We start from the raw sequence: 8795 nt of genomic DNA on the forward strand, positions 1-8795 counted from the left end.
CCTCGCCACCCTTGAAAAGGTAGATGGCGGGAATAGAGGTAATGCCGTACTTCATGGCGGTATCGCCATTTGCTTCAACATCCACCTTGACCACATCGACCTGACCGGCGTACTCGCCAGAAATCTCGTCAATCACGGGGCCAACCATGCGGCAGGGGCCGCACCATTCAGCCCAGAAATCCACAATCACGGGCTTGTCGTTCTTCAGAACCAGTTCGTCAAAAGTGGCATCAGTTGCCTGCTGTGCACTGCTCACGGAGTGCTCCTTTCTGACACGGGGCAGAATCCCCTGCGAATAATACGAATAGTTTAGAGGTTTTCGAGGTAGTGCTGCGCGTCCAGAGCGGCAACAGCACCGGAACCGGCGGCAATAATTGCCTGGCGGTAGGTCGGGTCAATGACGTCACCGGCAGCAAAAACGCCAGGAACGGAAGTCTTCGAGGAACGACCCTGAACCGCGATGGTGTGGTTCTCGGTAATCTCCAGCTGGTCACGTACCAGTTCCACGCGAGGATCGGAGCCAATCGCGATGAACAGGCCCTGAACAGCCAGCTGACGCTCAGAACCGTCCTTGGTGTTGGTCAGGGTGATCGACTCGAGGTTGCTCTCGCCGTGAACGGCGGTGACGGCCGAGTCCCAGACAACCTCAATCTTCGGGTTGTTGAAAACGCGGGTCTGCATGATTTCCGAAGCGCGGAAAGAATCGCGGCGGTGCACCAGGTATACCTTGGAGGCGAAAGTCGTCAGGAACAGTGCCTCCTCCAGTGCAGAGTCGCCACCGCCGACCACTGCGATTTCCTTGTCCTTGAAGAAGAAACCATCGCAGGTTGCGCACCAGGAGACACCGTAACCGGAGAGTCGATCTTCGCCCTCGATGTTGAGCTTACGAACCTGAGAACCGGTGGTCATGATGACGGTCTTCGCCAGGTGAACGGCGCCGTCTGCGGTGTAGACCTTCTTCACGTCGCCGGTGAGCTCGACCTTTTCTACGTCCTGGTAGCGGATGTCTGCACCGAAACGCTCAGCCTGCTGGCCGATGTTCTCCATCAGTTCGGGGCCCTGAATGCCCTGAATAAAGCCGGGGAAGTTCTCCACCTCGGTGGTGTTCATGAGGGATCCGCCGGGCGCCAGGGAGCTGGCGAAGAGGACGGGCTTCAGCTCGGCGCGTGCCGCGTAGATTGCCGCGGTGTAGCCGGCGGGGCCGGAGCCCACAATAATGACGTTGTGGACGGTTGCGTCGGCCTCAGCCTCGACTGCCGGTGCCGCTTCGGTGGCGGGTGCGGATGCGAGGTTCAGGTTGCCCAGGGCGGCGCCTCCGAAGAGGCCTCCCAGATTCTCAGTCATCGGATATGTCTTTCCGTTGTAGGTCTTTCTTTCTGCCCATATAACGGGGCTTTATCCTCGATTATTCCATCTTGGGGGACCCTTATCCAGATACTCCGCGCACTGTGAATCTTTGAGTAGTGCCCGCGCCATAAAGAGTCATAAATGGACATCAAAAAGGGCGGGGCTTCCGAACTGTTGAGTTCAGAAGCCCCGCCCTTGCGTCTGGGGTGCGAGCGCCCTGTCGAGGTCGCGTTATGGGGTGATTAGTCCACCTTGATTTCGTTAATGCGCAGACCGTAGCTCCAACTTCCAATCGGCTGGCTGAGGCGGGGCAGCTCGTTGACCACGATGATCACGTAGGCGCCCTTTTCTGCGCTCTGCTTGGAGGTGTCCAGGGTGACGACTGCGTCCTTGCCTTCGAAGGTGCCCTTGCCGACCTCAACTGCGCCGTTCAGGGAAGCGGAGCTGTTGGTATAGACGGTGAAGGAACCGCCGGTGCCGGTGCTCTGCTGGATGGTCAGCTTAGAGACGACGGTGGGGGTTTGCAGCTTCACTGCCAGGCCGAATTCCTGGATGGCGCCGGCGTAGTTGGCGGTGCCGAAGCCGTAGCTGATCCATGCGGTGTTGGCGTTACCGTCGGTCAGGTTCGGGATGAGGGTGTCCATATCGCTCATGAACGTGGTGTTCGAGGGGGCGAAGCGAGCCACGGATGCGATCTTAGCCGGCGCGTTCGACGCCTTAGCGGTCGGGGATGCCGATGCGCTGGCGCTTGCCGCAGCTGATTCGGACGCCGAGGCGGAAGACTTGGGGGTGTGCGGTACGGCTGCCTGGTTGGAGCCGATTGCGCCCAGGGAGGTAAGGATGCCGCCTGCGACGATGACGAGCAGCAGGACCGCTGCCAGGGCGACTGCCCAGGTGCCGCGGCTGCCGTCTTCTTCGTCTTCGTCATCTTCGTAGATGCTGGTGGGTTCGGAGTATGCGGTCACGGCCGCGCCGTCGGATGCGTTCCAGTTCTTGGCGGCGGTGATGCTCTCCTGGTTGGCGGTGGAGGAGGAGACCTTCTCGTAGGTGTTGGGGGAGCTGCCGGTCTCGGAGTCGCCGAAGATTTCGGTGCCCAGTGCGTCTTCTGCGTTGGAGAGTGCGTGGTTTTCGACCAGCAGGGTGTCCAGCAGGGTGTCGGGGCGGGTGTGGGAGGTGACGAGGTAGCGGCTACCTTCGGGGGTGATGCCCAGGTCGAGGATTTGGATGTTGCCGCGTGCGTTGGTTGCGAGCGCGCGGGAGTTTGCTTCCAGCAGTGGGCTGCGGCTGGGCGATGCGACGACGACCGAGACCTTACGGTTGAGAATCTGGTCGGTGCCTTCAAGCACCATGTCGGATTCTGCCGTAATGATGATGTGTGCGGTGATCTCGTAGCGGCCTCCGAGGACCGATCCGACCGGAATCTGTTGCGACAACGTGTTCTCCCGAGGTGGTTTCATAGTGCCTGCCGTGTGGCGGGCCCTGACTATTAGATTCTACCCGGCATTGAAGGATGCTGGGGCTGAGTGATAGTTTGTGGCGTCCGAGTGGCTGTCTGTGTCCTCTGCGGGCCCCGGTGTGGGGTGCGGTGGGTGCACGGATAGCTACCCGGGTTGGGCGTTGTGTGCTGCTTTAGCGGCGGGCAAAACGCTCAAGTTTGGAGGTGAGGGGTGCCAGTAGTGCGTTGGCTTCCTTGACGCGGAAGATTTGTATACCGGCGAGGTATGCGAGGCCCATGACGGTGCCGCATACGGCGAGGGTGATGATCGCGGTGAGCTTGGTTGCCCATGCGAATCCGTCGAGCTGGTAGCCGCCGAGCAGCCAGAGTGCAATGGCTGCGATGCCGCCTGCGAAGAGGGAGGCGAGGGTGGTGCGGGCGTAGGTGCTGATGATGCCGCGCTGGCCGTAGTAGCCGAGACGGCGGCGGACCATATTGTGGCTGATGAACAGGATCAGGATGTTGTGTACCGGGTAGATGAAGGCGAGCATGTACACGGTGTACTGTGCGCTGAGAAGGGATGCTGCGAAGCTCATGACGACCATGATGATGGCGGAGTACACCTGGATGCGGAAGGGGGTGCGTGCGTCTTCGCGGGCGTAGAGCACGCGGCTGTAGAGGTAGTTGATGGTGAGGGTGGGGGTGCCGAGCGCGGTGATGACGATGAGCTTGGCGATGATGGTTGCTGCGATGTGGTCGCCGCCGCTGAAGAGTACAGCGATGGGGCCTGCGAGTACCATGAGTGCGACCATGCAGAAGACGGTGGCTACGGCTGCGTTGCGTAGGCCGTGGGAGAGCGCGTAGATGACGCTGTCGTTGTCGTCGGCGATAGCGGAGGCGCTCATGCGGTTGAAGAGCACGGTGGCGATGGAGATGCCGATGACGCCGTGCGGGAGCATGTACAGCATGGAGGCGTAGTTGAGCGCCTGCAGGCCGGGGATCTGGATGCCGAGGGCGGCGTAGTGTTCGCGCTGACCGACGATACCTGCGGCGACCTTGGTCATGTAGAGGAATGCGAGGTTGGAGATGACGCCGGAGGCGAGGGTCCATGCGGCGAGCTTGGAGGCTGCGCGCAGGCCGATACCTCGCCAGGCGAAGTCGGGCTTGAGGCGCAGGCCGAGCTTGCGTAGGGGGATGAACAGGACGACTGCCTGCATGATGACGCCGAAGGTGGATGATCCTGCGAGCACAAGGGTTTGTGCGTTGGTCCAGTTGTCTACGGTGTGGACGGGGTTGGGGCCGGGGGGTTGTGCACCGAAGAGGAAGATGAAGAGGACCAGCGACAGGATGGTGATGACGTTGTTGAGTACAGGTGACCACATGTAGGCGCCGAATGCGTCTTTGGCGTTGAGGACCTGTCCGATGACGGTGTAGAGGCCGTAGAAGAAGATTTGGGGTAGGCACCAGAGGGAGAAGATGAAGCCGAGCTGTCGTTGTTCGGGGGTCCATCCTGAGCCCATGATGCTGATGATGGGCCAGGCGCAGGCGACGGTGATGAGGGTGATGAGGCCGATTGCGGTGACGGTGAGGGTGACGAGTTTGGAGATGTATCGTGCGCCGCCGTCTTGTGCTTTGGCTGCCTTAATGATTTGCGGTACGAGGACTGCGTTGAACACGCCGCCTGCTACGAGGACGTAGATGAGGTTGGGTAGGGTGTTGGCGGTTTCGAAGACGTCGCCGACGGTTGAGAGTGAGCCGATGGCTACGGTGAGCAGGATGGTCTTGACGAATCCGAGGATGCGCGAGACGAGGGTGCCTGCTGCCATGATTGCGCTTGAGCGGGCGTCGTTACGTGCCACGTAGGTCTCTCCTGTGTCGGCGGGTGATTGTTTCTTTTAGTTTTGGGGCTCTTGGGCGGGTGTTTAGAGCTGGGTGGTGATGTATTCGCGCGCACTGCGGGCGATGTGTTGCTCGTTGGCGAATGAGAGGCGGGTGGGGAGCTCTTCGAGGGGGACCCAGGCGACATCGATTGCTTCGTGGTCGGGGTCGTTGTCGATGGTGAGTTCGCCGCCGGTTGCTGCGAAGAGGTAGTGGTGCACGGTTTTGTGGATGCGCGTGCCGTTGGATGTGAACCAGTAGGCGATGGTGCCGAGGGAAGCTACGGGGTAGCCGGTGATTCCGGTTTCTTCGCTGATTTCGCGTTGTGCGGCTTCGACGGTGGTTTCGCCGTGTTCGATGTGGCCTTTGGGTAGGCACCATTCGCGTTGTCCGTTGCGGTTGATGCGGGCGATGATGGCTACGGGTAGCTGTTCGGGTCGGTCGAAGTCGATGATGAGCCCGCCTGCGGAGACTTCTTCGGGGGCGAGTACCGCTCGCGCGGGCGCGGTGAAGCGCGTTTTGGGTGCGCGGGGTACGGGAATGCTCATGGTTCTACCTTAACCGATAGGCTGAGGTTTTGGTGCCTCGGTTTGGGGTGAGATAGCTGTCTTTGGTGGGGTGTTGCGGGTGTGGGGTGGGCGCATGGGTGGTTTTTCTGGCACGATTAAAGGATTATGTCGCTGATTATTGATGTTGTGTCGAAGTACCCGGATGCCGCCGAGCTGGGAGAACTGTACCGTGCGGCGGGTTTTGAGCTGTACTTGGTGGGCGGTATTGTCCGCGATAATCTGCGGGTTGAGGATGGTCTCTTCACCGATTTTGATTTGACGACGGATGCTTCTCCGGAGCAGAGCGAGCAGATTCTGCGTGGCTGGGCTGAGCATACGTGGGATATCGGTAAGGAGTACGGCACGATTAGTGCGCGGAAGAATGGCGTGGTGTATGAGGTGACCACGTACCGTGCTGAGGTGTATGTTTCGGATTCGCGTAAGCCGACGGTGGAGTTCGGCACGGATTTGAGCGCTGATTTGGTGCGTCGTGATTTCACGATTAATGCGATGGCAGCGGCTTTGCCGAGTGGCGAGGTTGTTGACTTGTTTGGCGGCGTGGAGGATTTGGGTGAGGGTGTTCTGCGTACCCCGCGCTCGCCGCAGGAGTCTTTTTCTGAGGATCCGCTGCGTATGATGCGTGCGGCTCGTTTTGCTGCGCGTTTTAATCTTGAGGTTGCCCCGGAGGTTTTCGAGGCGATGCGCCAGATGGCTGGCCGTATTGAGATTATTTCGGCTGAGCGTGTGCGTGATGAGTTGGTGAAGCTGATTGAGGCTGATTATCCGCGGGTGGGTTTGAATCTGCTGGTGGATACGGGTTTGGCGGATTATGTGTTGCCGGAGCTTCCTGCGTTGCGTATGGAGATGGATCCTGCGCATCACCATAAGGATGTGTATGCGCATTCGTTGAAGGTGATGGAGCAGGCGATGGAGAAGGAGACGGACGAGGATGGCCCGTGTCCGGCTCCTGATTTTATTCTGCGTTTTGCAGCGTTGATGCACGATATTGGTAAGCCGAAGACTCGTAAGTTTGAGAAGGACGGCTCCGTTTCGTTCCTGCACCATGAGGTGGTGGGTGCGAAGATGGTGAAGAAGCGTATGCGTGCGCTGCGTTTTGATAATGACACGATTAAGGCTGTGGCTCGTCTGGTGGAGCTGCATATGCGGTTCTATGGTTACCGTGAGTCGGGTTGGACTGATTCTGCGGTGCGTCGTTATGTGCGTGATGCAGGCGACCAACTGGAGCGTCTGCATCGTGTGTCTCGTTCGGATGTGACGACTCGTAATCGTCGCCTGTCGCGTTCGTTGGCTGAGGCGTATGACGATTTGGAGCGTCGTATTGCTGAGTTGGCTGCTCAGGAGGAGCTGGATGCGATTCGTCCGGATCTGGATGGCGGTCAGATTATGCAGATTCTTGGTATTGCGCCGGGCCCGGTGGTGGGTGAGGCGTATAAGTTCTTGTTGAATTTGCGTCTGGATGAGGGTTCGCTTCCTGAGGAGGAGGCGAAGGCTCGTCTATTGCAGTGGTGGGAGCAGCGTCAGCAGGCGTAGCTTCTGCGGTTTTTGGTACCGCATCGCATGGTTGAGGTCACGCGGTGCGGTACTGTTCTATCTGCTTTTTCTCGTGTATTGTTAAGAAATCTATGCGTGTTCCCCGCCCGGTGTGTTTCACGTGTAGGGCACTATGAATCTCCTGCTATGGAAATCCCATAGCCGTTTAGCCCAAAGGAGGGGTTTAATCATGCGTGCATATGAACTGATGGTTATCCTCAGCCCCGAGGTTGAGGACCGTGCGGTTGAGCCGTCGCTGTCCAAGTTCCTCGAGATCGTGACCAGCGAGGGTGGTTCCATCGACAACGTCGATATCTGGGGCCGTCGTCGCCTGGCATACGAGATCCAGAAGAAGTCTGAGGGTATCTACGCAGTGGTGAACTTCACCGCTACCCCCGAGACCGCAGCTGAGCTCGATCGTGTTCTGAACCTGAACGAGTCCGTCATGCGTACCAAGATCATCCGCCCGGAGGATCAGAAGATCTCCAGCAAGTAGTTGGTCTTGCCGGTCGGCTGACCCCCTAAAAATGTCAGGGGGTTGCGCTGTACTGGATTCAACATACTTGTAACTCTTATCGAGGAGGCATCAAATGGCAGGCGATACCGTTATTACCGTTATTGGTAATCTGACTGGCGATCCGGAGCTTCGTTACACCCCTGCGGGTGCGGCGGTTGCTAATTTCACGATCGCATCGACTCCGCGTACTTTTAACCGCCAGACGAATCAGTGGGAGGATGGGGAGACCCTGTTCCTGCGTGCGTCGGTGTGGCGTGGTTACGCTGAGAATGTTGCAGAGACCCTGAAGAAGGGTACTCAGGTTATCGCGCAGGGCCGTCTGAAGTCTCGCTCGTACGAGACCAAGGAAGGCGAGCGTCGTACTTCGTTTGAGCTTGAGGTCGAGGAGATCGGCCCGACTCTGCGTTTTGCTACTGCTCAGGTGACTCGCGCACAGCGTTCTGCCGGAGGTAATAACTTCGGTGGCGGTGCGCAGGGTGGCTTTGGCGGTGGCGCTGGGTACAACGCTGCTGCTCAGGGCGGTTTCTCCGCTCCTCAGCAGAACAATTTTGCTGCTGCTCAGGGTAATGGTTACTCTGGCCAGTCTGGCTACTCCGCTCCGGCTGCTCCGGCGGCCCCCGCAGCTCCTGCTGCTGATCCGTGGAGTTCTCAGTCTGGTGGTAACTATGACTGGGGTAGCGGCGCCGACGACGAACCTCCGTTCTAAGCCGGTTTCGTTTTCCGAATAGTAATTTATCAATCCATCCCGCGGTTATCCGCCGCGGGCTCCCAACTCTAAGGAGCACCACGATGGCTAAGGCTGAAATCCGTAAGCCCAAACCCAAGCAGAACCCCCTCAAGGCTGCTGACGTCACCGTTATCGACTACAAGGACGTCGCACTTCTGCGCAAGTTCATCTCCGACCGCGGCAAGATCCGCGCTCGCCGCGTGACTGGCGTGACCGTTCAGGAGCAGCGCAAGATCGCTCAGGCTATTAAGAACGCCCGCGAAGTTGCACTGCTGCCCTACTCCGGCGCTGGCCGCTAAAGAGAAGGAGAGACAGTAACATGGCTAAGATCATTCTGACTCAGGAAGTTTCCGGCCTCGGTGCAGCTGGCGATGTTGTCACCGTTAAGGACGGTTACGCACGTAACTACCTGCTGCCCCGCGGCTTTGCCGTGACCTGGACCCAGGGTGGCGAGAAGCAGGTTGAGTCCATCCGTGCCGCTCGTGCGGCTCGTGCTAAGGCTTCTCTGGAAGAGGCTCAGGCAATTGCTGCGTCCCTGGCTGCTAAGCCGATTGTCGTTGCACACAAGGCTGGCGCTGACGGCCGCCTGTTCGGTACCGTCAAGGCTGAGGCTATTGCTGAGGCTATTGAGGCTGCTGGCATTGGCTCCGTTGACAAGCGCACCATCCACCTGGGTTCCGCTATCAAGCGCACCGGTGAGTACAAGGTGACTGTCCGCCTGCACGCTGACGTTGTTGCTAACGTTGTCCTGGACGTCGTTGCTGCTGCGTAAGTAGATTTTTAGATATTTGA

Annotated in this window: 10 protein-coding genes; 5 read left to right on the forward strand and 5 right to left on the reverse strand. The window is 58.9% G+C overall.

The features are described 5' to 3' along the window. The 5 genes from trxA to Q0216_RS03270 all read right to left on the reverse strand — a co-directional run. The coding region (gene trxA / locus Q0216_RS03250; RefSeq protein ID WP_298592885.1) for a thioredoxin at positions 1-256 on the reverse strand (256 nt) is incomplete at its 3' end. A gap of 53 nt (positions 257-309) precedes the next feature. Beyond that, a complete protein-coding gene (gene trxB, locus Q0216_RS03255; RefSeq protein ID WP_298592887.1) occupies positions 310-1344 on the reverse strand; it encodes a thioredoxin-disulfide reductase in 1035 nt (344 codons plus the stop codon). Between the two features lie 245 nt (positions 1345-1589). Then, complete coding sequence (locus Q0216_RS03260) at positions 1590-2780, reverse strand: serine/threonine protein kinase (RefSeq protein ID WP_298592888.1); 1191 nt, start codon at positions 2778-2780, stop codon at positions 1590-1592. A gap of 196 nt (positions 2781-2976) precedes the next feature. Beyond that, the gene (gene murJ, locus Q0216_RS03265) at positions 2977-4641 is read right to left on the reverse strand and encodes a murein biosynthesis integral membrane protein MurJ (RefSeq protein WP_298592890.1); all 1665 of its coding nucleotides are present in this window, start codon (positions 4639-4641) and stop codon (positions 2977-2979) included. A 63-nt stretch (positions 4642-4704) separates the two neighbouring features. After that, positions 4705-5208, reverse strand: coding sequence for an NUDIX hydrolase (locus Q0216_RS03270; RefSeq protein WP_298592892.1), 504 nt, complete (start codon positions 5206-5208; stop codon positions 4705-4707). Between the two features lie 126 nt (positions 5209-5334). On the opposite strand from Q0216_RS03270, the gene Q0216_RS03275 reads away from it, so the two are divergent. From Q0216_RS03275 to rplI, 5 genes are all read left to right on the forward strand, one after another. Then, the gene (locus Q0216_RS03275; RefSeq protein ID WP_298592894.1) at positions 5335-6759 is read left to right on the forward strand and encodes a CCA tRNA nucleotidyltransferase; all 1425 of its coding nucleotides are present in this window, start codon (positions 5335-5337) and stop codon (positions 6757-6759) included. A gap of 190 nt (positions 6760-6949) precedes the next feature. Beyond that, on the forward strand, positions 6950-7255 hold the full coding sequence (rpsF, locus tag Q0216_RS03280) for a 30S ribosomal protein S6 (protein ID WP_298592896.1): 306 nt from the start codon (positions 6950-6952) through the stop codon (positions 7253-7255). Positions 7256-7349: 94 nt separating this feature from the next. Further along, positions 7350-7982: a single-stranded DNA-binding protein gene (locus Q0216_RS03285; RefSeq protein ID WP_005504055.1), complete on the forward strand. Its 633-nt coding sequence runs from the start codon at positions 7350-7352 to the stop codon at positions 7980-7982. 83 nt (positions 7983-8065) lie between these two features. Next, positions 8066-8302 (forward strand): 30S ribosomal protein S18, encoded by a 237-nt coding sequence (gene rpsR, locus Q0216_RS03290; RefSeq protein ID WP_004005948.1) that lies wholly within the window; start codon positions 8066-8068, stop codon positions 8300-8302. Between the two features lie 20 nt (positions 8303-8322). After that, complete coding sequence (gene rplI, locus Q0216_RS03295; protein WP_298592899.1) at positions 8323-8775, forward strand: 50S ribosomal protein L9; 453 nt, start codon at positions 8323-8325, stop codon at positions 8773-8775. The last annotated feature ends 20 nt before the right edge of the window (positions 8776-8795 follow it).

Source organism: uncultured Rothia sp. (genome assembly GCF_937976295.1).
Classification (GTDB): Bacteria; Actinomycetota; Actinomycetes; order Actinomycetales; family Micrococcaceae; genus Rothia.